Origin of the sequence: Croceibacterium selenioxidans, assembly GCF_018599195.1 — a bacterium.
Taxonomy (GTDB): domain Bacteria; phylum Pseudomonadota; class Alphaproteobacteria; order Sphingomonadales; family Sphingomonadaceae; genus Croceibacterium_A; species Croceibacterium_A selenioxidans.
This window is the reverse complement of the sequence record NZ_JAHFVK010000001.1, coordinates 1,239,465-1,263,494: the sequence shown is the minus strand read 5'-3', so window position 1 is coordinate 1,263,494 and position 24,030 is coordinate 1,239,465. Positions and strand designations below refer to the sequence as shown.

Here is a 24,030-nt window from a genome sequence, read left to right as displayed (position 1 = left end):
GAAACCATGAATTCCGCGCCCGATCCAAAGCCCCGGCCCCTCGATCATCTCACCGAATTCGGGCAGGATGAGGCGGCGGCTCTGGTGTTGCGCGGGGCCGTGCTTAGCTGGAAGGACTTAAGAACCCGTGTCGGCCGGATGGCGGCCTGGCTGGCCGAGCGGGTGCCGGAGAAGGGCGCCCGGGTTGCCACCTGGGCGGCCAAGGGCGAACTCACGTGCCTGATGCCACTGGCCGCGGCCCGCGCGGGCCTGGTTCACGTACCGATCAATCCGCTGCTCAAACGCGCGCAGGTCGCTCACATACTGGCCGATAGCGGAGCGGTTCTGCTACTCGCGACCTCTGCAAGGCTGGCGACACTGCAAGACGGTGATCTGGCGAACGCCTGTGACGCGATTGCCGAGGATGCCGCCTTCGTCGCTATCGACGAGTTCGAAGGATGTCTTCGCCCTTCGCAATGGGATGCCGAGGAGTTAGCCGCGCTGCTTTACACGAGCGGCTCAACGGGCCGGCCAAAGGGTGTGATGCTCAGTCATGCCAACATGTGGCTCGGGGCGGTGAGCGTGGCGCATTATCTCGAATTGTCGGCGGACGACGTGACTCTCGCAGTCCTGCCACTGAGCTTCGACTATGGGCAGAACCAGCTGCTCTCCACGTGGTATGAGGGCGGCTGTGTGGTCCCCCTCGACTATCTCACTCCGCGTGACGTCATCAAAGCTTGCGCCCGTCACGGCGTCACGACGCTGGCTGCCGTACCGCCCCTCTGGGTTCAGCTCGTCGAGCAGGACTGGCCCATCGACGCGGTGACGCCAATGCGCCGGCTAACCAATAGCGGGGGGGCGCTCACTCTCGATCTGGTCCGCGCGCTTCGGGGCAAATTCCCTGGGGCCAAGCTGTTCCCGATGTACGGATTAACTGAGGCGTTCCGTTCGACCTACCTCGCTCCGAGCCTGGTCGACAGCCATCCGACTTCGATGGGCAAGGCGATTCCCTTCGCTGAGATCCTCGTCATAGGCGAAGAGGGTGACGTCACGGCGTCAAATGAGGAAGGCGAGCTGGTGCATTGCGGACCTCTGGTCGCTCACGGATATTGGAACGATCCCGCTCGAACGGCCGAGCGGTTCAAGCCGGCTCCGTCGGCGTCGCACTATGGCGGCACGGCAGTATGGTCGGGTGACCGCGTGACGCGCGACGAGAACGGGTTGCTCTATTTCGTCGGCCGCCGCGACGCGATGATCAAGAGTGCGGGGAACCGGATCAGTCCTCAAGAGATCGAAGAGGCGGCCCTAACGAGTGGTTTCGTCGCCGAGGCTGTAGCTCTGGGGGTTCCCGACGAGCGGTTAGGGCAAGCGGTCCATCTCGTGGTCCGCGGGACCCGAGACGAGGAAGGCTTGCGCGCGTCGCTCCGTCGCGATCTTCCCAATTTCATGCAACCGCAGGTCATTCATTGGGTGGAGACCATGCCGCTAAATCCGAACGGCAAGATTGATCGAGCCACCCTTCAGGCGGAGCTGGCGGCATGAAGCCGCTTGGTCCGATCCCAGCGGGGTTCGAGCCGATCGACGGCGAACTCAGCATCGGCGGGCGCACCGTGGGCGCCTGGGTTGAGGAGGCCGGCGGCACGCCGCTGTTCCTGTATTCCCATGATCTCATTCGCCGTCGAGTTGACCTTCTGCGGCGAACGATGCCGGACCGGCTTCGTATTCATTATGCCATAAAAGCAAACTCATATAGGCCTATCCTCGAATTGATGAGAGCCTTGGTCGATGGTTTCGACATAGCCTCGGCCGGGGAACTCCGCATGGCGCTGGAGGCCGGTCAGAATCCAGCACTGATCAGCTTTGCGGGCCCCGGAAAACGCGACGAAGAGCTCGAACTGGCCATCCGGCACGGGGTCACCCTGAACCTCGAGTCCGAGGGCGAAGCTCACCGGGCGCTGGATATCGCGGAGAAACTCGGCGCAACGCCCCGCCTGGCGATCCGAGTGAATCCGAGCTTTGAACTGCGCGGGTCGGGGATGAAGATGGGCGGCGGGGCCAAGCCGTTCGGCATCGATCAGGATCGAGTTGCGCAACTCGCGCGGTCGCTGATCGCCACCGGCGCCGAGTGGCGCGGGTTGCACATCTTCACCGGCAGCCAGGCGCTCGACGCATCGGCGATAATCGAAACGCAGGCCAATGTGCTTGGGCTCGCCGCGCGCCTGACCGGAGAGATCGGTTCGCCGCTACCCCATCTCAACATGGGGGGCGGTTTTGGCATCCCCTATTTCCACGGTGACCAGCCGCTGGACGTCGACGTGGTAGGCGGTGCCCTGGCCGCACGGATCGCGTCGCTTCCCGCTGAGCTCTCCAATACCGAACTGGCTATCGAACTCGGTCGCTACCTCGTCGGAGAGGCTGGCGTTTACCTGGCGCGCATCGTTGACCGTAAGGAGAGCCACGGGCAGGTGTTCCTCGTCACCGACGGGGGCCTGCACCATCAACTGGCGGCCTCAGGCAACTTCGGGACCGTGGTCCGCCGCAACTATCCCGCCGCCATCGCCACGCGCTTTGACGCTGAACCGGTCGAAGAAGCCAACATCGTGGGCTGCCTGTGCACCCCGCTAGACAGGCTTGCCGACCAGGCTCTCGTCCCTCGCGCTGAGGTCGGCGATCTTGTGGCGATCTTCTGTGCGGGGGCCTATGGGGCCAGTGCCAGCCCCTTCACTTTCCTTGGCCAAGGCCCCGCGCACGAGAAGCTCGTTTAGAGTTTCGCCCGCCGCTGTCCCGAACCGGGACGGCGTTTCCGTAACCTGCGAAATCGCGGGCTTTTCGGGTTTAAGACTAACGCAATGTTCACGCTTTCCGGCGATGAGGGGCCTTATCCCCCGGAACGCCGCCAGGCCGGCCGTTCGCCCGACACTGCAAGGACGCAAGGCATGCGCAAGTCATTCGTTGGCCAGTCCCTCGCCATAGCTGCGAGTGCGACGCTTTTTCTGACCGGCTGTGCAAGCAGCGGAGGCGCCCAGTTGGCGCCCGCCAGCTTCGTTTCGGCAGAGGAAGGCCCGGGTGACGAGTACGTCATCGGCCCTCTCGATCAGCTGACCATTCACGTCTGGCGCAATGACGAACTGGGGGCCAAGGTGCAGGTTCGGCCTGACGGGCGGATAACCACGCCGCTGGTCGCTGACATGACGGCGGTCGGCAAGACCCCGACCATGCTGGCCGAGGACATCCGCGTAAAGCTGTCGCAGTATATCTCCGAGCCGTTGGTGACCGTGATCGTCAATGAGTTCGCCGGCACGTTCAGCCAGCAGGTCCGCGTTGTCGGGGCAACGGAAAAGCCGGCTTCGCTGCCCTATCGCGCCAACATGACCCTGCTCGACGCGATGATCGCGGTGGGTGGGCTTAGCGAATTCGCGGCGGGTAACCGGGCGAAGCTCGTCCGCTTCGACAAGGCCAGTGGCAACCAGCAGGAATACAAGCTTCGCCTCGGCGACCTGCTCAAGCAGGGCGACAGCAAGGCCAACGTCATGCTGAAGCCGGGTGACGTGATCATCATCCCCGAGAGCATGTTCTAAGCGGGTTCAGGGGAGGGGTCGGTTGAACGTCATACTCGAAGAATTCCGGGCGGCCCTCTGGACCGTCTGGAACCGTCGCTGGCTGGCGCTGGCGGTGGCCTGGGGCGTGTGCGTCCTGGGATGGTTGGCGATTGCCCTGATCCCGAACAGTTATTCCTCTGAGGCCAAGCTGTTTCTCCAGCTCGATGACGCCCTGGCCGAGCAGATCGGAATAGGCGCTGCCACTCGGCAAAAGGATATCGACCGCGTGCGCGAGACGGTGACGAGCGCGGCCAACCTCGAGAAGATCGTGCGCTCGACCCGCTTGGGCGACAACGTAACCGGCGCGAGCCAGATGGAGAAGGCGGTCAAGGACCTGTCCGAGGACATCAAGATCGTCGCCAACGATAAAAACGTTTTCCAGATCACGGCTACCAGCGGCCGCAGAAGCCTGTCGGACGCGGCCAACGCGCAACTCGCTCACGAGATGGCGCAGCGTCTGGTCGACATTTTCCGCGAGGAGAACCTTGGCGGCAGTCGGGGCGAAATGCGCGAGACTATCGACTTCCTCGACCGGCAGTTGGCCGACCGCCAGCGTGAACTCGAAGAAGCCGAGCAGCGCCGTCTGGCGTTCGAGGCCGAGCATCCCGACCTGATCGGCGGAGCGGCGTCGATTTCGGCTCAGCTCAGTGCCTCGCGCTCGGAGCTCCGCAGCGTCGACGCCGACCTCGCCGCCGCGCAATCCGCCCTGGCGGCTATTGAAGGGCAGCTCGCGGGCACCCCGCGCACGCTGGTGACCAGTGGAACCGGTGGCCCTCGGGCGGCTCTCGCCCAGGCAGAGGCGAACCTTGCGGCACTCGAGAGCCGCGGACTCACTGACAATCATCCTGACGTCGTTGCCGTGAAAAAGCAGATCGCGGCCTTGCGGCCTCAGGCGCAGGGAGCGGCGGCGGATCTAGGCGGAACGCCAAACCCGGCTTTCTCCTCGCTCCAGGCCATGAAAGTCGAACGGCAGGCTAACGTCCAGGCGCTGCAATCCCGGGCTGCGGCGCTGAATTCGGAGATCGCCTCAATTCTAGCGAGCCAGGCCCAGGAACCCGGTGCCGCAGCTGAAGCCCAGCGGATCAGCCGCGACTACGAAGTGCTGCGCGCGCAGTACGACAAACTGCTCCAGGACCGCGAAGAGCTCCGCCTGCGCGGACAAGTCGAGACCGAGCGCAGCGCGATCAAGTTTGAGATCATCGATCCGCCGAGCAGTCCTCGGGTGCCTTCGGCTCCCAACCGTCCGCTGTTGCTGTTCGCGGTGCTGGTGATCGCAATCGGCGCCGGTGGCGGGGCGGCTTTTGCGATGGGACAGGTCAACGGCACTTTCGCTACCGCGGCCAAACTGGAACGCACGTTCGAGCTGCCCGTGATCGGCACGATCTCGCACACGATGACCGACGCGGCCCGCCTGCTGCAACGGCGCAAGCTGAAACGCTTCGTCATGGCTTCCGGGGCGCTCGGCGGCCTGTTCGTGGTTCTCGTGGGTGTCGAGTTCATCCAGCGCAGCATGGTGGCTTGAGGAGCGTCGGATGACTGAACACAGCAAGATCCCGCTTCCCGGACAGCGCGACAGCGGCGGTTCGTTGTTCGAGCGGGCCGAAGGCCTGTTTGGTGCGCCAGGAGAACTCAAGGCGGCGCCGGTTCCGACAGTCCTCGCCCCGCCAGCCAATCGCCCTCGGCGGGCGGTGCCGCCCGGGGTGCCACCCGAGGCGACCGAGATCGTGCCCGAAACACCCGTAGCGGCCACCTCGGCGCCGCGGGCGCTTGCCCAGCGCGTGGAGTTCTCAGGCGGGCAACAGACCATCGACCGTGGTCGACTGCTTGAACAGGGTTTCGTTGTGCCCGATGGGCCGGTGACGGCGCTGGTGGAGGAATTCCGCATCGTGAAGCGCCAACTCCTGCTCGCGATGCGGGCGGAAGGGGCCGGATCGCCTGACAGGCAACGGGTCCTGGTCAGCTCTCCGTTGCCCGGTGAGGGCAAGACCTTCTGTGCCATGAACCTGGCGCTGACCATGGCCGCAGAGAAGGACGCTGAGGTCGTTCTCGTGGATGCCGACTTCGCAAAACCGTCGATCCTCTCGCTGCTGGGCCTTTCGGGCGGTAAGGGACTGATGGACGCGTTGGCCGACCCCTCGGTGCGCGTCGAAGACTGCGTTATCGCCACCGACATTCCAGGGTTCTTCGTCCTTCCCGCTGGGAACCGGACCTCGTCGGACAGTGAGTACCTAGCGAGCGGTAATACGCGTGATTTGCTCGACCGGCTGACAGCCGGGGCTCCCAATCGCGTCGTCATATTCGACTCTCCGCCCGCTCTCGCGGCCTCTCCGGCTGCGGAGCTGGCCAAGTACGTGGGCCAGGCGCTGGTGATCTGCCGTGCGGATCATACTGGGCAGAGAGCGCTGGAAGATGCGCTTTCGCTGCTGTCGATCTGCCCCGACATCAAGCTGCTGTTGAATTCGGCCAATTTCAGCCCGAGCGGACGCCGCTTCGGTGCTTATTATGGATACGGTGGGGATGGGGAGTGAAGCAGTGCGCGCTTCGCCTTGTCCTCGCGCTGGCCGCGCTCGGCCTGTCGGGCGCCGCTGAGGCGGCGGGCAATGGCGCGCTGTCCACCAATGCGGACGGCTACCACACCGAAGTCGTCCCCTACATCGAAGCCGCCCAAGTCGTCAGTGCGCAGATCGATCCGGTGAACGACGTGGTTACCTGGACCAATCTGGCAGTTGGACTGGACGCTTCGATCGTCGGGAAGCGGAGCGCGGCTTCGGTCTCGCTTCGCTATGAACGCCGGATCGGTTGGGACGATGATGATGTCGGAGGTGATACCGTGAGTGGTGTCGCCCGGGCCGGGGTAGCCTTGGCAGAAGGGCTGACGATGGAAGCCGGTGGCTTTGCCGCCCGCACCCGCGTGGAGGCGGACGGATCGACTTCGCTCGGTGGCTTCGTAAGCGACGATTCCACGAGCCAGATCTACTCGGCTTATGCCGGCCCCTCGGTGCATACCATGGTCGATCAGGTGGAGGTGGAGGGGCACTACCGCTTTGGCTACACCAAGGTCGAAGAGCCGGACGCCATTGTCGTCGCGCCCGGTCAGCGGCCCGCCGATATTTTCGACGAGAGCACGATCCATATGGCCCAGGCTCGCGCGGGCATCGGTCCGGACGTGGTCGCCCCTTTCGGATTCGGTGCTGGCGGTGGGTTCACGCAGCAAGATATCTCTAACTTCGATCAGCGTATCCGCGACGCCTATGCCCGCGCCGACGCTATCCTGCCGATTAGCCCCACAGTCGCCCTGGCGGGAGGGGTGGGGCTCGAAAACGTCGAGGTTTCGAGCCGCGATGTCGTTCGCGATGCGTCGGGCAACCCCCTGGCTGGACCGGATGGTCGCTTCGTGACCGATCAAAGCTCGCCTCGTCGGATCGACTACCAGACCGACGGTCTCATCTGGGATGCGGGCGTCATGTGGCGGCCGAGCCGGCGCACGGCGCTCGAGGCCTATGTCGGTCACCGCTATGGCTCAATGAATTACCACGGTACCTTCTCCTATGCGCCCAATTCGCGGGAGAGCTACAACGTCGCGGTTTATGACAACCTGACCAGCTTCGGCGGCGCACTGGTGAACCAGCTCGCGGGCCTTCCGGCCAATTTCGAAGCCTTCGTCAATCCCATCAACGGCCAGGTCGGCGGTTGCGTCGCAAGCCTGGACAACGGGAACTGTCTCGCCAGCGCCCTGGGTTCGCTCCGTTCGTCGGTGTTCAAGAGCCGCGGTGTCATGGCCAGCCATTCGCTCGACCTGGGTCGTACGCGGGTGAGCACGGGCGTGGGCTACGACCAGCGAAAGTACATTCCCGCCGCCGGCAGCGGGATCGACGTCAGCGGGGCGACCGACGAGATGGTCTGGGCCGCGGTCTACGGCACGACCGAACTCGATCTCTATTCGTCGTTCTCGGCAGGCGCGTCGATAAACTGGTTCGACAGTGGCTTTGCAGGCGACGGCAAGTCGACCGGTTATTCTATGTCGATGGCCTACAACCGCGACCTCCTGCGCGGCCTGAGCGGCGTTGCTGCCGTCGGGCTCGATGGTGTGGTCCGCGACAACGTACCCGATTTCCTCGCCGCATCGGCCCTCCTCGGCCTGCGCTATTCCTTTTTTGACCGGTGAACCGGAGGTATCGCAATGTTTGCAGAATTCTACGGCCTGACAGGAAAGCCCTTCCAGCTTACCCCTGACCCAGCCTTCTATTTCCGCAGCGTTACCCATCGCAAGGCGCTGTCATACCTCGGCTATGGCCTGGCACAGGGCGAAGGCTTCATGGTCATCACGGGCGAGGTCGGTGCGGGCAAATCCACGCTGGTCGCGCATCTGATGGGCTCGGTCGATCCGGCACAACTGAGTGTGGCGCAAGTCGTTACGAGCAAGCTCGACGAGAAGGAGATTGTCCACGTCGTCGCCCAGAGCTTCGGTCTCGAAATTCAGGGTCACGACAAAGCGAGCGCGCTCGGCGCCATCGAAGGTTTCCTGCACGACGAGGCGCGGGCGGGCCGCCGCTGTCTCCTGATCGTCGACGAATCCCAGAATCTCTCGGTCTCCGCCCTGGAAGAGCTGCGCATGCTGTCGAACTTCCAGCTAGGCAATCATCCGCTCCTGCAGACCCTTTTGCTTGGCCAGCCCGAGTTCCGTTCGACACTGCAGGGCCATGATGCCCTCGAGCAATTGCGCCAGCGCGTCATCGCTGCGCACCACCTCGAGGCGATGGAGGTTGGCGAGGTCGAGCCTTACATCGCCCATCGCCTGAAGCTCGTGGGCTGGAACGGCAATCCGCAGTTCGAAGAAGCAGTGTTTGCCCAATTGCACGAGGCGAGCGGAGGCATCCCGCGTCGCATCAACCAGATCACCAACCGGCTGTTGCTGCTTGGTGCCGTCGAGCAGTGCAACCTCATCGACACGACAATGCTGCAGGCTGTGGTCAGCGAGATGGAAAGCGAGCGCACGTTCGTCGAAATTCCCGCGCAAGAGGTCACCTGCCCCAAGCCTCTGACCGAGCCTTCCGCGGCGATGGGCGAGCCCGAGCAGTTGGACAGGAGCGAGTTCGAAACCCTGTTGGCAGTGCGGGACGCGCAGATCGTCGAACTGCAGGACGCAGTGATCGAGTTGGCGACCCATCTCAAATCGGCCACCGAAGCTTCCTCTACCCCTGAGGTCACCGCCTTGCGGGATCAAGTGGCGCGCATGGAGGCTCGTCTCTTGGAACAAGAGCAAGCCGTACGACAGACGCTCGGCATGCTCATCGAATGGATGGAAACCGAGATGGATCAGGCGAGGGCGGCCTAAGGGCCGCTCCGGCGCAGGCGACGAACGTGGATGCAGTCACTTCTCCCGACCGACCGATGGAGGTCCCTGTTGAGAGGGCCACCATCGTCAATGGTCTGTCCGTGGATGTCGAGGACTGGTTCCAGGTCGGCGCGTTCGAAAGTGTCATCGAGCGCGGGGATTGGGGGAACCTTGCCGATCGTGTCGATCGCAACGTGCGCGAAATCCTCGACCTGTTCGACGAGGTAGAGGCCAAGGCGACGTTCTTCACTCTGGGCTGGGTGGCGCAGCGCCACGGGGCGCTTCTGCGGGAAGTCGCACAGCGCGGACATGAGATCGCCAGCCACGGGTGGGATCACCGGCGCGTCTTCACCATGGATCGGACCGAGTTCGGGGAAGATATCTCACGGGCTCGTCAGGTCCTGGAGGACGTGACGGGCCTGCGCGTCACCGGCTATCGCGCGCCGAGCTTCTCTCTGGACCGGCGCACGCCCTGGGCGTTCATGGAACTGGCCGAGCAAGGTTACGTCTATTCGTCAAGCGTGGCTCCGGTCCATCATGACCACTATGGCTGGCCCGATGCGCCGCGCTTCGCCTTCCGGCCGCTGCCGTGGAAGCCGTTGATCGAGATTCCGGTAACCACCGCCCTGTTTGGTGGAAAGCGGCTCGCGGCGGGTGGCGGAGGGTTCTTTCGGGTTCTTCCCTATGCCTTCAGCCGCTGGGCGATCCGCCAGGTCAATCGCCGCGACGAGCGTCCGGCAATCTTCTACTTTCATCCGTGGGAAATCGATCCGGGCCAGCCTCGGGTCGCAGGGGCCCCGCTGAAATCGCGACTGCGGCATTATACCAAGCTCGACCAGATGGCGCCCAAGCTCCGCCAGTTGGTGCGGGAGTTTCAATGGGGCCGGATGGATCTCCTCGCCCATAGGGAAAGCGCAAGGCTCGACGCCGATCGGGTCGCGGCGGAGGCGGAATGAACGCACCGTTCGCCTTGACCACAGAACGGGTTCGTCTTGCTGACTTGCGTCAGCCGGATGAGGTCGCGCGGATTGAGGGGTTCGTGGCAGACCTGGGAGGTTGCGTGTTCCACCGCCCTGCGTGGTTGCGAGCGATCGAGCGCGGGACGGGACAGCGCGGGCTTGGGCTCGTGGCAGAGAAGGGCGGCCTTTTGACCGGATGGCTGCCCATGAGCGAAGTTCACTCGCCGGTGTTCGGCCGAATGCTGGCGTCGAGCGGATTTGCGGTCGGGGGTGGTCCTCTTGCCCAGCGGGACGCCACTTCACTCCAATTATGCCGCGCAGCCGAGGAGCTCGCGGCGCGGCGGTCGTGTTCGACGATCGAACTGCGGGGCGGGCTTTCTCCTGACGCCTGGACCCGGCGCAGCGACAGTCACTGTGGTTTCGTGAAAGCACTGGCGTGGGACGACGAAGCCGAGCTCGCCGCGATCCCCCGAAAACAGCGGGCCGAGGTTCGCAAGGGTCTGGAAAACGATCTTGAGATCACCGTCGGCACGCGTCAGGCCGAGTTGACTGCATTCTATTCCACCTTTTCCGAGAGCGTACGCAACCTCGGAACTCCGGTGTTCCCTCGAAAACTATTCGAGGCGGTACTCGATGAACTAGACGCCGACATACTCACGGTTCGCCATCGGAGCGAACCGGTCGCGGGGGTGTTGACCATCTATCATGGCGAGACCGCCATGCCCTATTGGGGCGGCGGCACACGGTCAGCGCGCGGCCTCAGGGCCAACGACCGGATGTATTTCGAACTTATGCTGCATGCCCGAACCCAGGGCTTCATGCAGTTCGACTTTGGGCGCAGCAAGACCGGTAGCGGCAATCACGCCTACAAAAAAAATTGGGGCTTCGAGGCCGAACCTCTGACCTACTCGGCCTGGACCGCGCCCGGCCAGAAGGCGCGCGACGCCGATCCTACCAGCAGCAAGCACGCTGCCCGCATCGCGCTGTGGCGCAAGCTGCCGCTGCCGGTCGCGAACAGCCTCGGCCCAATAATCGCCAGGGGGCTTGGATGAGCGGAGTGCTGTTCCTGGCCCATCGCGTGCCGTTTCCGCCAGACCGCGGAGACAAGATCCGATCGCACCACATCCTCAAGGCGCTATCGAACCTCGGGCCTGTCTACGTCGGCTGCCTTGCGGATACCGCGGCTGAGAGAGCCGGCGAGATGGAGCTGGCCCGAGTCAGCACCAGCTATTGCATGCCGGCGAGGACCAAGCCGCTAGCGCTGGCAGGCCTGGAAGCGCTTTGCTCAGGAAAACCGGTGAGCCTCAAAGCCTTCGAGCACCGCGAACTGGCGCGGTGGGTCCGGTTCATGCTGGCTACCACCGATATCGACACGGTCTACGTCTTCTCGGGCCAGATGGGCCAATATGTCCCCAAAGACTGGACCGGCCGGCTCGTGGTCGATCTTGTCGACGTCGATTCCGCGAAGTTCGAAGCCTATTCCGCCGAGAAGCCCATGCCGATGCGGTGGGTTAACGCTCGCGAGGCCCGGCTGTTGCGCGCCGAAGAGACCCGACTGGCGGCAAGGGCTACGCACACCCTGCTGGTTAGCGATGCGGAAGCGGCTTTGCTGGCGTCGCGCCTACCTGCAGGCGTGAAGGCCAACATTTCGGCGCTCGGCAATGGCATCGACGCGACCACGTTCAATCCCGGCAGGGTGCGAACCCATCCCGCGCTGGTCGAGGGCGCGGCGAATATCGTCTTCACCGGGCAAATGGATTACCCGCCCAACGTCGAAGCGGCCTTGCGCATGATCGATTGCATCATGCCCCGGGTCCTTGCCTCGATGCCTGAAGCAAGGCTGCACATAGTCGGTCGGTCGCCGGCGCCCGAATTGGTCGCCCGGGATGGCGTGTGCCGCTCGCGCGTATGGGGCGAAGTTCCGGACGTGCGCCCGTTCCTGTCCGGAGCCGACCTGGTGCTCGCCCCCCTTTCCATCGCGCGTGGGGTACAGAACAAGGTGTTGGAGGCCATGGCGATGGCGCGGCCCGTGGTACTCACGACCGCCGCGGCCACGGGGGTGCCCGGAGTCGACGGAACGCACTTCGCTGTCGCCGACACCGATCAGGAAATCGCCAGCCGCGCGCTGGGCCTCTTGTCCGATCGAGAGCGGGCGTCACGCATGGGAACGGCCGCACGCGATATCGTGGTGGAGCAACGGAGCTGGCGCGCGATGCTCGAGCCGTTGCCCGCCATCGTTGGTCGCCCGCGAGACCGCAACAGGCGGCGCCATGCCGCGTGAGGTCACGATATCGGATGTGAATGTCTGGGGTGTCTTACCCAGGGCATGGCGCATTCCCCTGCTGCAGTTGACCCTTGCTTGGGTAGGACTGATCGCGCTCACTTGGCCGGACTGGGCGGAGATGGCGCACCAGTGGTGGGATGTCTCGACTTACAATCACATCCTTCTGGTTCCCGCGATCCTGGCTTGGCTGGTTGCAGGACGTTGGCCGGAACTATCGAGCCTCGATCCGAAAGCCTGGTGGCCGGGCTTGGGCTTGCTCGGCGCGGGATTGCTGGCGTGGTCAAGCGGAGTGGCAGCGGACATAAACCTTGTCAGCCAGCTCGGGGCGGTGGTTCTCCTCCAGTCGGCGGTGGTGACGGTGCTGGGCGCCCGGGTAAGCGCCGGGCTGGTCTTCCCGCTCGGCTACATGCTGTTTCTGGTGCCCTTCGGCGATGAGATCGTACCCATCCTTCAGACCATCACGGCCAAGCTTGCGATCGCCCTCACACACGCCAGCGACGTACCGGCGACGATCGAAGGGGTGTTCATCGACACACCCGCGGGTCTGTTCGAAGTGGCCGAGGCTTGCTCGGGCGTGAAGTTTCTCGTTGCGATGATAGCGCTTGGAACGCTCGTGGCTCACCTGTGCTTCGCCAGCCGCAAGCGCCGCTTGGCCTGGCTGGCGGCCGCGGCCGTGGTTCCCGTGCTTGCCAACGGGGTCCGCGCCTGGGGGACGATCTACGTCGCGCAAAGCCGGGGTGTGGAGTTTGCCGCGGGGTTCGACCACATCGTCTACGGCTGGTTCTTCTTTGCAATCGTCATGGGGGTTTTGCTCGCCGCATCCTGGCGGTTCTTTGACCGATCGCCGGAGGATCAACTGGTGGATGCCAAGGCGATCCAGGCTTCACCCTTGCTTTCGGCCTTGGCGAGGCTTGAAATTGGCGGATGGCGGGCGCTGTCGTTCCTGCTGTTTGCCACGGCGGTCACCGTCGCGGCGATGGACCGCGTCGGTCAACTGACCTAACGGTCACGCCTCATGTGCGGGATCGCGGGGATTTTTCATTGCGGCACGATCAAGCCGGTCGATCCAGCGCGGGTCGAAAGGATGTGCGACGCGCTTGTCCACCGTGGGCCTGACGGCGCGGGGGTCTGGACCGCACCTGGCGTAGGGCTCGGCCACCGTCGCCTGTCGATCATCGACCTTGCGGGTTCTCCGCAACCGATGCTCTCCGCCGACGGTCGTTCGGTCATCGTCTTCAACGGCGAGATCTACAATTTTCGCGAACTGCGGACCGAACTCGAAGGCCTGGGTGCGCAGTTTCGGACCAGCGGCGATACTGAAGTGATCTTGGCGGCATACGAACGTTGGGGTGCCGAGTGTCTTTCGCGCCTCCACGGCATGTTCGCCTTTGCGCTTTACGATCTGCGCCAGCAGACGTTGCTCCTTGCCCGCGATCGCCTGGGCGTGAAACCGCTGTTCATGGCACCTCTTTCCGATGGCAGCCTCGCTTTTGCTTCGGAATTGAAGGGCTTGTTGGCGCACCCCTTGCTGCGCCGTGACGTCGACCCTCTTGCGATCGAGGACTACCTGACCTGGGGCTACGTGCCCGATCACCGCTCTATCCTCGCGGGGGTCGAAAAATTGCCCGCGGGCCACTTCCGCTTGCTCAGGCATGACAGGCCCGCCACGCCGCCGGTCAAATGGTGGGACATTAGTTTCGCCCAACGCCACCGCGGTTCGGAGCGAGACCTCGAGGCAGAGCTGCTGCATCACCTGCGCGAGGCCGTCACAAGCCGAATGGCGGCCGACGTTCCCCTCGGCGCGTTCCTGTCAGGGGGAGTGGATTCTTCGAGTGTGGTCGCCCTGATGGCCGAGGCCAGCCGCGATCCGGTGCGCACCTGTTCGATCGGTTTCGATGTGGCGGCGGTCGATGAGACCTCCTATGCGTCGCAGATCGCAGAGCGGTTCGGCACGGATCACCGCGTGCGACGGGTCAGCTCGGAGGACTTCGATGCCCTCGAAACGCTTTCAACCATGTTCGATGAGCCCTTCGCCGACGCTTCGGCTCTGCCGACTTGGCGCGTGTGCCAGCTGGCGCGAGAGAGCGTGACGGTCGCGCTGTCCGGCGACGGGGCCGACGAGGCGATGGCCGGTTATCGCCGACAGGTATTCCATTTCCACGAAGAGAGGATGCGCGGCCTGCTTCCGGCGGGATTTCGCCGGAATGTACTCGGCCCGCTCGGGAGGGCCTATCCTAAAGCGGACTGGGCTCCGCGACCATTACGAGCCAAGGCGACGCTGCTATCCTTGGCGGGTGACGGTTCGTCCGGTTACGCGCTTGGCCTCTCCGTCGTGCCGGCCAAGCTTCGGGAGGGCCTTTACGCTCCGGCGTTAAGGCGATTGCTGGGTGATTACCGCGCCGAGCAGCCGCTGATCGACATGATGAACCAGGCCCCGTCGCAAAGCGGGCTCGACCGCGCGCAATATGCCGATCTCAAGTTCTGGCTGCCTGGAGACATTCTCACCAAGGTCGACCGCACGAGCATGGCGGTCAGCCTCGAGGCGCGTGAGCCGTTGCTCGACCACCGCCTCATCGAATTCGCTGCCGCTCTGCCCGACCGAATGCGAGTGCGGGGAGGGCAGGGCAAGTGGCTGCTGAAGAAGGCCATGCGTCGGTACTTGCCCGATGACATCCTCTATCGTCCCAAGCAGGGCTTCGTGACGCCGATCAAGGAGTGGTTGCGTGGTCCGCTAGCCAACGAGGCCAGGGCGCTTACCGCCAATAGCCCGCTGGCGCGTTCGGAGTGGTTCGACAAGACCCTGTTGGGCGGCCTGGTAGCCGCGCATTCCTCTGGATTGGCCGACAATTCTCGACTGCTTTGGCAGTTGCTGATGCTTGAACGATCGCTCGTTCGTTTGGGCATTTTCGCCTGAAAATACGTAAGACTACGTATTCTCCGTCATGTGCCATTTTAGGAACATGGACTGGGCGGCCCCTGATCCGGCAAATAATTCGTTGCCAATGAGACAAGTGATGATAGCATCCCCTCACATTAAAACGAACAAAAGCGCTGGCACTCCAGTGGGTTGCATGGGGGTATTTTATGGATCGGCTGTCGAGCCAGCTAGATCGTTTGAACGAAAGCCTGTCGGATTCCGACGATAGTGTGATTGGCTTCGGGCCGGGCGAAGAACGTCTTGTCCAGGAAAGCAGCAGGCATCTTCGTATTGACCGGCAACTGTTCGAGTTGTCGGAACTCGATGTACTTTACCAAGGCAATCACGCTGCGCTCTGGACTTTCATGCGTCCGGAGGGGAGGCCCAGCTTTACGCCTTCGATGCTGCATGATTTCGAAGATTGGCAGCGGCTGATCGTTGAGAATTTCGGTTCCGGTCAGGTGCCGTTGCGCTACCTGATCCTCGGCAGCCGTGCTCCGGGCGTGTATTGTTTCGGCGGCGACCTTGAGCTGTTCGAGCGGCTAATCCGCAATCGCGACCGCGACGGCCTGGCCCGCTACGGTTATCGCTGCGTCGAAATCCTTCATCGCAACATGAACGCGCTCGATCTGCCGATGCTGACCATTGGCCTTGTGCAAGGCGCGGCGCTCGGGGGCGGGTTCGAAGCCTTGCTGTCGTTCGACCACATCATTGCCGAACGCAGCGCCACGTTCGGCATGCCGGAAATTTTGTTCGGACTCTTCCCTGGGATGGGAGCGCACGCGATCCTGTCACGCAAGCTTGGTAGCGCGATGGCTGATCGGCTCATTCTTTCGAACCGCACTTACACAGCCGAAGAGATGTACGACCTCGGGGTGGTCCATTACCTGGCCGAAGACGGCGAAGGCGTGGCCGTCTGCGAAGACTTCATTCAGAAATCCGAACGTCGCCATCCGGGCCTCGTGAACGCGCGCAAGGCCATGCGCGTGGCCAGTCCCATCGATCTCCTGGAGCTGAAGCGCATTGTCGACCTTTGGGCCGATGCCGCGCTCCAGCTCACCGATGGAGATCTAAAGGTCATGGGTCGACTGACCCGGGCTCAGCAACGGGTCGGCAACAAAGCCGCCGCCTAACGCCGTCTTCGCCCCTCAGCGGGCGTCGACCATGACCAATTCCACGTCCTCGATCGCTTCGACGGTGATCGCTTCCTCTCCGGTAATGGCGATGCCATCCCGCGGGTTGGCTTCGAGACCGTTGATACGAATCTGCCCCCCGGTCGCTACGAGGTATTGGTGGCGCCAGGGTGACGCTTCGTAAGTCACGGTTTCACCGGCAGGCACTGTGGCGGCGAGGATTTTCGCGTCACTGCGGATCGGCAGGGAGCCATCACCCTCCGGATCACCGCTTGCCAGCACTTCCCAGCGTCCTGCCCGATCGCCTCGCGGAAACTCGCGCTGACCCCAGTCGGGAGCTTCTCCCGCACGGTCGGGCATGATCCAGATCTGGAATAGCGAGGTATCTTCGTCCTCGAGGTTGAACTCGGCGTGGGTAACGCCCGTTCCCGCGCTCATGACCTGTACGTCACCAGCGCCCGTTCGGCCGGTGTTGCCCATGCTGTCCTTGTGGGTGATTGCTCCGTTCCTGACGAACGTGATGATCTCCATGTCGCGGTGCGGATGCGGCGGGAAGCCGCTCTTGGGCGCGATCAGGTCGTCATTCCAGACGCGGATGCGCCCCCAGCCCATTCGCTCAGGATCGTGATAGTCCGCGAAGCTGAAGTGAAAGCGAGTGTCGAGCCAGCCGTGGTTGCGATGCGCCAGCTCGGCGAACGGACGGATTTCGATCATGCCTGGTAATCCACCTCGGCGGGGAGTTATCGCCGGAATGTCAGCTAGGTGGGGGGATCAAAGCCGGTTTCAAGCCCTTGGTCAGGGCAGGCGAGGATCGGCGCTGACCGGCTCATAACGACGCTCTCCCGTCAGAGGATCGATCCAGACTTCGAGCAATTGGCCGGTCTCATCGTCGACAAAGCGCTCGTTGGTCAGTTGCCATGCCGAGGGCGGTACATCGGTCGGCGCCCCGGGCCGCCCGTAACGGCCCTCGAGAGCCAGGCTGGCTATCACGATTGCACCGGTGATTAGCAACCAGAGCCCAGCCCCGCCGCCAGCCAACATCGTCATGAGAGTTCCACCAGCAACAGCCAGTGCTCCCAGGACGAACGCGACGAGGCGAGCGGTGGGGCTCATGCTGGCGCCAGCTTCACAGCGGTACCGTAGGCCACCACCTCGTTCATTGTTTGACCAATCGATCCTGAATCGAAGCGCATCATGACCACCGCGTCAGCCCCCATGAGCTGAGCATTCATGACCAGCCGGTCAATGGCATGACGCCGAGTGTCCTCGACCAGCGCGGTGTATTCCTTGATCTCGCCGCCGACGAGCGAGCGCAATCCGGCGACGACGTTTCCGCTAAGGCCGCGACTGCGGACGACCACGCCAAACACTTGGCCGATCGTCTCTACGGTGCGATGACCCGCGACATTCTCGGTAGTTACGACAAGCCCTTCAATCTCCCCCACAAATGTCTTGCGGGAGCCTATACCTCGCCGTGGCCTTCGGCCATATAGTCGGCACTCTGCATTTCCATGAGCCGGCTCACCGTCCGATCGAATTCGAAGCGTCCGTCCCCGGTCGGATATAGCGCCTCGGGTTTGGCCGCTGCCGAAGCGAGCAGCTTGACCTTGTTCTCGTAGAGCGCGTCGATCAGCGTGACGAAGCGCGCGGCTTCGTTGCGCATTTCCGGACCCATGATCGGGATGCCGACCACGATCACCGTGTGATAGGTCCTCGCCACAGCTAGGTAGTCCGCCGCCCCGCGGGCTTCCCCGCACAATCGCTTGAAGCTGAACACGGCGACGCCCTTGAGGCTCTTTGGGACTCGAAGCGTCCTTCCCCCGCCAACGTCGAGTTCGGCCGAGGGCACGTGCTCCGCATCTTCGGGTGGATAGTCGGTCAGTCGAAAGAAGGCTTCCCGCAAATGCGCGGTGGCGTGCCCGTCGGCCGGAGAATACCAAGTGGCCATCCCACCGAGGCGCTCGAGCCGATAGTCGACGGGCCCATTGAGCTCAATCACGTCGAGCTGCTGCTCAATCAGGGAAATGAAGGGCAGGAAATGTTCGCGGTTGAGGCCGTCCTTGTAGAGGTCCCGGGGAGGGCGGTTCGAGGTCGTGACCACTGTGACGCCCTTGTCACAGATCAGGGCTCGGAACAGGCGGCTCATGATCATCGCGTCGGCGCTGTTGTTGACGACCATCTCGTCGAAAGCGAGGCAGCGCAGGTCCCGTGCCAGCGCTTCCGCGACTTGCGGAATTGGATCGCCGCTTTCGGCCTTCCGCGCTTCGCGCAAGCGCTGGTGGACCTCGATCATGAAGGCGTGGAAGTGAACTCGTCGCTTATCCTCGATCTCCAGGGTTTCGTGGAACAAGTCCATCAGCATGGACTTCCCGCGACCCACGCCGCCCCAGAGGTAAAGGCCCTTCGCTTGGTTCGGCCGGCCAAACAGCCGGCCGAGCAAGCCGCCGCGTTGCACCGCCTCAAGGGCGTGCTGCAGCGCCTCCAGCCGTTCGGCCGCAGCCTTTTGTGCGGGATCCGGCCGAAGTTCGCCCGCAGCTACGAGCGCGCGATAACGTTCAAGCAGTCCGCTCAGGCGTGCCGCTCCGCCAGCATCTTCTTGGTTTCGGCAATCGCCTTGGCAGGGTTGAGGCCCTTGGGGCAGACGTTGGCGCAATTCATGATCGTGTGGCAGCGGTAGAGGCGGAACGGATCCTCCAGCGCGTCGAGGCGCTCACCCGTCATCTCGTCGCGGCTGTCGGCCAACCAGCGATAGGCCTGGAGCAGGATAGCGGGGCCGAGGAACACGTCCGAATTCCACCAGTAACTCGGGCAAGCGGTCGAGCAACAGGCGCAGAGAATGCACTCGTAAAGCCCGTCGAGTTTTTCTCGCTCTTCAGGGCTTTGCAGGCGTTCCTTCCCACTTGGAGTGGTCGAGACGGTCTGCAGCCATGGGCGGATCGATGCATATTGAGCGTAGAACTGGCTGAAGTCGGGGACGAGGTCCTTCACCACTTCCATGTGAGGCAGCGGAGTGACGCGGATTTCGCCAGAGAGATCTTCCATCGAAGTAGTGCAGGCGAGGCCGTTGCGGCCGTTCATGTTCATGGAACAGGATCCGCAGATCCCCTCGCGGCAAGAGCGACGGAAGGTCAGCGTGGGGTCAATCTCGTTCTTTATCTTGATCAGCGCGTCGAGGACCATGGGGCCACATTGGTCGAGGTCGATCTCGAAGGTATCGTAGCGGGGATTCTCACCGCTTTCGGGATCCCACCGATAGATCTTGAACTTGCGCACACGAGCCGCGCCCGGGGCTTTGTGGTCGCGGCCTTTGCCGGTGATCTTGCTGTTTGTCGGAAGCGTGAAGGTGGCCATCGGGAAATCCTGCTGCGTCGCGGCCTATCTAGCCGCTGTTGCGGGCAGGGCAAGCGCTTGGGGCGAAACAGCTGTTGCAAGGAATGCACACTGCCCCTTGCCGGAACCGATGTGGGAAGGACCTCGTTGACGCCTGGACCACAAAGGGATGCATGACGATGTCGAGAATTCCGAATTCCGCCATGCCGCACACCTGGGCCCAGAAACAGGTAGACGAGCGCAAGAGTCCGCACGGCAGCCGAGCCCTGCGGATTGCGGCGCTGGCAGGGGCTGCCTGGCTCGGACTGCGACTTTTGCGGAGCCGGCGTGGCCACGCCTGATTTTGAGCGCTGTTTCCAGCAGTGCGCCGCAGGCGCCGCCCGGCTGACCGACTAGTCGGCCGAGCAGCGCCTGCGATCCTTAAGGGCTATTCCCCAAAAGTGCGCTGCCACCACCCGCGACGCGGCGTTCCGGTGGCTTCTGCTTCCGCTTCACCGCCGTTCGCGTCGTTGGCCGCCTCAGGGGCCGGAGCCGGTTCGGCAGTCGCTTCCGCCTCGGCGGTAGGTTCGGCTTTCTTGCGGCGTGTGCGCTTGGGCTTAGCAGGCTCCTCCGCGACCGGTTCCGGTGCCACTTCGGCGATCTCCGCAGGAGCGGCCTCGACGTCGGCCTGGGCTTCAGCGTCGACCTTCTTGCGGCGCGTGCGCTTGGGCTTGGGCGCCGGTTCCTCGGCGGCTTCCACTGGCGCTTCAGCCAAGGCTTCCACGTCCTCCGCCTTGGGCTCGGCTTTCCGGCGGCGTCCACGCGGCTTGGGAGCCGGGGCTTCGATCTCTTCCGCCGTAGTTTCGGCCGGAAGCGCCTCGGTTACGGCTGCAACCTCTTCCGTTTCCGTTACTTCGCCCTCGGCAGCTTCGCCCTCGGCCTCGGTCCCAGCCTCGCCATCACCGCCACGGCGCCGGCGACGGCCACCGCGACGACGACGCTTGCGGGGACGATCCTCTCCGTCGGGTGTACCTTCGTCGACCGGATGCTGGCTTTCCTCGCCGGCTTCCTCGCCCTCGGTGTCGGGCTGCTGCTCCTCACCTTCCGCCTGGCGATCGTCGAGACGGCTGCGTCCGCGTCCGCCACGGCGACGCCGGCGGCGCTTGCCGCGACCTTCACCATCCGAATCGCGTTCGGGGCGAGCTTCGAAAGCTTCCTCGTCTTCTTCTTCGTATTCTTCAGGTAGGCTGTCGTCCGGCTCCTCGACGATCGGCTCGAAACGAGGCACTGTCGTCGGGCGCGGGCCGGAACTGCCGACCCGCATCTTGGCGCCTTCGTCCTCGCCCTCGGGAATGACTTCCACCGTTACGCCGTAGCGCTCTTCGATCTCGGCAAGATCGGCGCGCTTGGCGTTGAGCAGGTAGATCGCCGCTTCGGTCGAAGCGAAGAGCGAGATCGTGGTGCCCTTGCCCTTGGCCGCTTCGTCCTCGATCAGGCGCAGGGCCGAGAGGCCGGCGCTCGAAGCGGTACGAACGAGGCCGGTGCCGTCGCAGTGCGGGCAGGCCCGCGTAGTGGCTTCGAGCACGCCGGTGCGCAGGCGCTGGCGGCTCATCTCCATCAAGCCGAAGCCCGAAATGCGGCCGACCTGGATGCGGGCACGGTCGTTCTTCAGCGCCTCCTTCATCGCCTTCTCGACCTTACGGATGTTCGATCCGTACTCCATGTCGATGAAGTCGATGACCACGAGGCCAGCCATATCACGCAGGCGCAGCTGGCGGGCGATCTCGCGCGCGGCCTCGAGGTTGGTGTTAAGCGCGGTCGCTTCGATCCCGTGCTCCTTGGTGGAGCGGCCGGAGTTGATGTCGATCGATACCAACGCCTCGGTCGGGTTGATCACGAGGTAGCCGCCGCTCTTCAGCTGCACGACCGGATCGTACATGGCCGAAAGCTGATCTTCCGCTCCGTAACGCTGGAATAGCGGGACAGGGTCGGCGTACTGCTTCACGCGCCGGGCATGGCTCGGCATCAGCAGCTTCATGAACTCCTTGGCCGCGCGATAGCCGCCTTCGCCCTCGACGACGACTTCCTCGATCTCCTTGTTATAGATGTCGCGGATCGCCCGCTTCACCAGGTCTGAGTCCGAATGGATCATCATCGGCGCGCTTGAGGCGAGAGTCTTCTCGCGAATCTCGTCCCACAGGCGCGCAAGGTAGTCGAAGTCGCGCTTGATCTCGGTCTTCGTGCGCTGCAGGCCCGCGGTACGGACGATCAGGCCCATGGACTTGGGCAGGCTGAGTTCGCCCACGATCTGTTTCAGGCGCTTGCGATCAGCCGCGCTCGAGATCTTGCGGCTGATGCCGCCGCCGTGGCCCGAATTGGGCATGAGCACGCAATAGCGGCCAGCGAGGCTGAGGTAAGTGGTGAGGGCTGCACCCTTGTTGCCACGTTCTTCCTTGACCACCTGAACCAGCAGGACCTGGCGGCGCTGGATCACGTCCTGGATCTTGTAGCGACGGCGCAGCGCCTGGCGCTTGGCCCGCAACTCGTCCATTTCTTTGGCGCGCGAGCGTCCCTGACGGCGGCCACGCCCCCGGCGACCGCGCTGGGCATCGCCATCGGATCTCTCGTCATCGCCTTCGTAACGGGCGGCATCGTCAGAGTCTTCGTCGACGTCGTTATCGCCGTTTTCGAGGTGCCCGTCTTCGATCGTCGCGACATCGTCCTTCTCGCTCGTGTCGATTTCCTCGACATGCGAGTGTTCGAGATCGCGGTCGTCACCTTCGGCCTCATCGTCGAACTCGTCCTCGTCGGCACGAAGAGCAGCCTCTTCTTCCGCATGGGCGCGTTCTTCCGCCAGCAGAGCTTCCCGGTCCGCGTGGGGAATTTGATAGTAGTCGGGGTGGATCTCGCTGAAAGCGAGGAACCCGTGGCGATTTCCGCCGAAATCCACAAAGGCCGCCTGTAGAGACGGCTCTACGCGAGTAACCTTGGCTAGATAGATGTTACCTTTGATCTGCTTGTGTTCGGCAGATTCGAAATCGAATTCTTCAATCCGGTTTCCTTTGAGCACCGCCACCCGCGTTTCTTCCGGGTGGCGCGCATCGATCAGCATGCGCGTTGCCATTAAATAGTCTCCAGGCGCGCCCGGCTGCCATGTCCATAGTCCCGCTGGGAATGGCATGGGCCGAAGCGCGCCGATCTGTGTGAATTCCGTCACTTGCCGGACGATAACCGGTTACTTGGACGGAGATAGGATTGGCGCCCTTAGCCAACTTGCGTGCAATGTTGCGGGGGGCGCTGTCGAACGTGTCTGCCGAAATGCGAAGGCGCGGGGGTATTGGCTGCGCCAGAGCGACCGCCATGGCGCAACCTTGCGGCTGCGGACTGGCAATATGGCTCTTGCTTCTCATTATGGCATCAACCTGTAGGCATTGCCGAGACCGCAGAACGGCGGACCGGCGTGGCCGGAAGGCTCAGCTCCCGGTCTCACGTTTGCTAGCATTGGGGGAAAGGCTCGGCAACCTTATTGCGCGCTCGCGCAAATTTCCCTGTTCTCGGAATCAGGGTTTGACTAACGACGGCTTCGGGAATGTCACATCGCCTGCAGATAGCGTTGATCTTCATCGCCCCGCTTCTCGTGCTGGCCGGGCTGCTTGGCGTGGGCGCGTTACTCGGCATGAAAGCGCCTCTCTTGGGGCGCAACTACGTCGTGCGCATGATCCTGCCTGAGCCGGGTGGTGCCGTAGGCTTGCCGGAGATACTCGGCCCTGAGGACGCCAGCCGACCCCTGGTCGTGATCGATGCCGGCCACGGTGGTCATGATCCGGGCGCTAGTGCGGAAGGCCTGCAGGAGAAAGCGATCGCGCTAGGTCTGGCCCGCGCGCTGCGGGACAAGCTATTGCGGGAGGGCGGCATTCGAGTGGCGATGACCCGCGACGACGATAGCTATCTGGTGCTGGAGGAGCGGGCCGAGATTGCCCGACGTCTTGGTGCGGACCTCTTCCTTTCGATCCACGCCGATTCCGCCGGCGACAAGTCCGCGGTAACTGGTGCCAGCGTCTATACTCTTTCCGAACGGGCCTCGAGCGAGGCGGCGGCGCGCTTCGCCGCGAGGGAGAACAGCGTCGACACGGTGAACGGCGTCGAACTCGCGAACCAGGATGCCAGGGTCAACGCTATCCTCATCGACCTCGCCCAGCGGCGTTCGCAGCAAGGGTCCGACGAATTCGCCCGGTTGATCGTCCGGGAAGGGGCGGAGAAACTGAAGTTCAACCCCCAACCCCTCCGCTCGGCAGCGCTCGTCGTGCTCAAATCGCCAGATGTGCCTTCGGCGCTGTTCGAGGCCGGCTTCGTATCCAATCCCGAGGACGCGGGTCGCCTGGCATCTCCCGAAGGTCAGGCACGCTTCGCCGAGGCTATGGCGCAGGCGATCCGCATCTATTTTGCTCGCGAGGCCGGGGCGTAGTCGCGCACAAGCTGTCGCATCGTTCTGGCGCACGACAGAATCCCCATGCT

General features: G+C 63.5%; 20 protein-coding genes. 14 read left to right on the top strand and 6 right to left on the bottom strand.

Annotated elements, in window-relative coordinates; all coding sequences use genetic code 11:
- Positions 1-6 precede the first annotated feature (6 nt).
- The 13 genes from KK137_RS06125 to KK137_RS06065 all read left to right on the top strand — a co-directional run bounded on the left by KK137_RS06125 (position 7) and on the right by KK137_RS06065 (position 16,206).
- The gene (locus KK137_RS06125) at positions 7-1,521 is read left to right on the top strand and encodes an acyl-CoA ligase (AMP-forming), exosortase A system-associated (protein ID WP_214535278.1); all 1,515 of its coding nucleotides are present in this window, start codon (positions 7-9) and stop codon (positions 1,519-1,521) included.
- Complete coding sequence (locus KK137_RS06120) at positions 1,518-2,744, top strand: pyridoxal-dependent decarboxylase, exosortase A system-associated (protein WP_214535277.1); 1,227 nt, start codon at positions 1,518-1,520, stop codon at positions 2,742-2,744. The genes KK137_RS06125 and KK137_RS06120 overlap by 4 nt, the downstream gene beginning before the upstream one ends.
- 171 nt (positions 2,745-2,915) lie before the next feature.
- A complete protein-coding gene (locus tag KK137_RS06115) occupies positions 2,916-3,557 on the top strand; it encodes an XrtA/PEP-CTERM system exopolysaccharide export protein (RefSeq protein ID WP_214535276.1) in 642 nt (213 codons plus the stop codon).
- A 22-nt stretch (positions 3,558-3,579) separates the two neighbouring features.
- Positions 3,580-5,100 (top strand): XrtA system polysaccharide chain length determinant, encoded by a 1,521-nt coding sequence (locus KK137_RS06110; protein WP_214535275.1) that lies wholly within the window; start codon positions 3,580-3,582, stop codon positions 5,098-5,100.
- Positions 5,101-5,110: 10 nt separating this feature from the next.
- Positions 5,111-6,106, top strand: coding sequence for a P-loop NTPase family protein (locus tag KK137_RS06105; RefSeq protein ID WP_214535274.1), 996 nt, complete (start codon positions 5,111-5,113; stop codon positions 6,104-6,106).
- Positions 6,103-7,743, top strand: a complete 1,641-nt coding sequence (locus KK137_RS06100; protein ID WP_214535273.1) for a preprotein translocase subunit YajC — start codon at positions 6,103-6,105, stop codon at positions 7,741-7,743. The genes KK137_RS06105 and KK137_RS06100 overlap by 4 nt, the downstream gene beginning before the upstream one ends.
- 15 nt (positions 7,744-7,758) lie before the next feature.
- Entirely contained in the window at positions 7,759-8,913 is a 1,155-nt protein-coding gene (locus KK137_RS06095; protein ID WP_214535272.1) for an XrtA/PEP-CTERM system-associated ATPase, read from the top strand.
- A gap of 56 nt (positions 8,914-8,969) precedes the next feature.
- Entirely contained in the window at positions 8,970-9,869 is a 900-nt protein-coding gene (locus KK137_RS06090) for an XrtA system polysaccharide deacetylase (protein WP_214536023.1), read from the top strand.
- On the top strand, positions 9,866-10,924 hold the full coding sequence (locus tag KK137_RS06085) for a FemAB family XrtA/PEP-CTERM system-associated protein (protein WP_214535271.1): 1,059 nt from the start codon (positions 9,866-9,868) through the stop codon (positions 10,922-10,924). The genes KK137_RS06090 and KK137_RS06085 overlap by 4 nt, the downstream gene beginning before the upstream one ends.
- Positions 10,921-12,153 (top strand): TIGR03087 family PEP-CTERM/XrtA system glycosyltransferase, encoded by a 1,233-nt coding sequence (locus KK137_RS06080; protein WP_214535270.1) that lies wholly within the window; start codon positions 10,921-10,923, stop codon positions 12,151-12,153. The genes KK137_RS06085 and KK137_RS06080 overlap by 4 nt, the downstream gene beginning before the upstream one ends.
- On the top strand, positions 12,143-13,159 hold the full coding sequence (xrtA, locus tag KK137_RS06075) for an exosortase A (RefSeq protein WP_214535269.1): 1,017 nt from the start codon (positions 12,143-12,145) through the stop codon (positions 13,157-13,159). The genes KK137_RS06080 and xrtA overlap by 11 nt, the downstream gene beginning before the upstream one ends.
- A gap of 12 nt (positions 13,160-13,171) precedes the next feature.
- The gene (locus KK137_RS06070) at positions 13,172-15,070 is read left to right on the top strand and encodes an XrtA/PEP-CTERM system amidotransferase (RefSeq protein WP_214535268.1); all 1,899 of its coding nucleotides are present in this window, start codon (positions 13,172-13,174) and stop codon (positions 15,068-15,070) included.
- A 170-nt stretch (positions 15,071-15,240) separates the two neighbouring features.
- Positions 15,241-16,206: a crotonase/enoyl-CoA hydratase family protein gene (locus KK137_RS06065; protein ID WP_214535267.1), complete on the top strand. Its 966-nt coding sequence runs from the start codon at positions 15,241-15,243 to the stop codon at positions 16,204-16,206.
- A 15-nt stretch (positions 16,207-16,221) separates the two neighbouring features.
- Here KK137_RS06065 and KK137_RS06060 read toward each other — a convergent pair whose 3' ends face one another.
- The 6 genes from KK137_RS06060 to KK137_RS06035 form a co-directional block, all read right to left on the bottom strand.
- Complete coding sequence (locus KK137_RS06060; RefSeq protein WP_214535266.1) at positions 16,222-16,920, bottom strand: pirin family protein; 699 nt, start codon at positions 16,918-16,920, stop codon at positions 16,222-16,224.
- Positions 16,921-17,001: 81 nt separating this feature from the next.
- Positions 17,002-17,319, bottom strand: coding sequence for a hypothetical protein (locus KK137_RS06055; RefSeq protein WP_214535265.1), 318 nt, complete (start codon positions 17,317-17,319; stop codon positions 17,002-17,004).
- Positions 17,316-17,651: a heavy metal-binding domain-containing protein gene (locus KK137_RS06050; protein ID WP_214535264.1), complete on the bottom strand. Its 336-nt coding sequence runs from the start codon at positions 17,649-17,651 to the stop codon at positions 17,316-17,318. The genes KK137_RS06055 and KK137_RS06050 overlap by 4 nt, the downstream gene beginning before the upstream one ends.
- A gap of 17 nt (positions 17,652-17,668) precedes the next feature.
- Positions 17,669-18,778: a cell division protein ZapE gene (gene zapE / locus KK137_RS06045; RefSeq protein ID WP_214536021.1), complete on the bottom strand. Its 1,110-nt coding sequence runs from the start codon at positions 18,776-18,778 to the stop codon at positions 17,669-17,671.
- A complete protein-coding gene (locus KK137_RS06040) occupies positions 18,775-19,557 on the bottom strand; it encodes a succinate dehydrogenase iron-sulfur subunit (protein ID WP_214535263.1) in 783 nt (260 codons plus the stop codon). The genes zapE and KK137_RS06040 overlap by 4 nt, the downstream gene beginning before the upstream one ends.
- 406 nt (positions 19,558-19,963) lie before the next feature.
- Entirely contained in the window at positions 19,964-22,639 is a 2,676-nt protein-coding gene (locus tag KK137_RS06035; protein WP_214535262.1) for an Rne/Rng family ribonuclease, read from the bottom strand.
- A gap of 465 nt (positions 22,640-23,104) precedes the next feature.
- Here KK137_RS06035 and KK137_RS06030 point away from each other — a divergent pair, with 465 nt between their 5' ends.
- Positions 23,105-23,980: an N-acetylmuramoyl-L-alanine amidase family protein gene (locus KK137_RS06030; protein WP_214535261.1), complete on the top strand. Its 876-nt coding sequence runs from the start codon at positions 23,105-23,107 to the stop codon at positions 23,978-23,980.
- Positions 23,981-24,030: the final 50 nt, after the last annotated feature.

Bases quoted from the DNA above. Each gene is read 5' to 3' on its own strand.
- KK137_RS06115 (WP_214535276.1), top strand. From the start codon at position 2,916: ATGCGCAAGTCATTCGTTGGCCAGTCCCTCGCCATAGCTGCGAGTGCG.
- KK137_RS06090 (WP_214536023.1), top strand. From the start codon at position 8,970: ATGGAGGTCCCTGTTGAGAGGGCCACCATCGTCAATGGTCTGTCCGTG.
- KK137_RS06085 (WP_214535271.1), top strand. From the start codon at position 9,866: ATGAACGCACCGTTCGCCTTGACCACAGAACGGGTTCGTCTTGCTGAC.
- KK137_RS06095 (WP_214535272.1), top strand. From the start codon at position 7,759: ATGTTTGCAGAATTCTACGGCCTGACAGGAAAGCCCTTCCAGCTTACC.
- KK137_RS06125 (WP_214535278.1), top strand. From the start codon at position 7: ATGAATTCCGCGCCCGATCCAAAGCCCCGGCCCCTCGATCATCTCACC.
- KK137_RS06080 (WP_214535270.1), top strand. From the start codon at position 10,921: ATGAGCGGAGTGCTGTTCCTGGCCCATCGCGTGCCGTTTCCGCCAGAC.
- KK137_RS06105 (WP_214535274.1), top strand. From the start codon at position 5,111: ATGACTGAACACAGCAAGATCCCGCTTCCCGGACAGCGCGACAGCGGC.
- KK137_RS06060 (WP_214535266.1), bottom strand. From the start codon at position 16,920: ATGATCGAAATCCGTCCGTTCGCCGAGCTGGCGCATCGCAACCACGGC.
- KK137_RS06065 (WP_214535267.1), top strand. From the start codon at position 15,241: ATGGATCGGCTGTCGAGCCAGCTAGATCGTTTGAACGAAAGCCTGTCG.
- KK137_RS06035 (WP_214535262.1), bottom strand. From the start codon at position 22,639: ATGGCAACGCGCATGCTGATCGATGCGCGCCACCCGGAAGAAACGCGG.
- KK137_RS06120 (WP_214535277.1), top strand. From the start codon at position 1,518: ATGAAGCCGCTTGGTCCGATCCCAGCGGGGTTCGAGCCGATCGACGGC.
- KK137_RS06070 (WP_214535268.1), top strand. From the start codon at position 13,172: ATGTGCGGGATCGCGGGGATTTTTCATTGCGGCACGATCAAGCCGGTC.
- KK137_RS06055 (WP_214535265.1), bottom strand. From the start codon at position 17,319: ATGAGCCCCACCGCTCGCCTCGTCGCGTTCGTCCTGGGAGCACTGGCT.
- KK137_RS06040 (WP_214535263.1), bottom strand. From the start codon at position 19,557: ATGGCCACCTTCACGCTTCCGACAAACAGCAAGATCACCGGCAAAGGC.
- xrtA (WP_214535269.1), top strand. From the start codon at position 12,143: ATGCCGCGTGAGGTCACGATATCGGATGTGAATGTCTGGGGTGTCTTA.
- KK137_RS06030 (WP_214535261.1), top strand. From the start codon at position 23,105: ATGTCACATCGCCTGCAGATAGCGTTGATCTTCATCGCCCCGCTTCTC.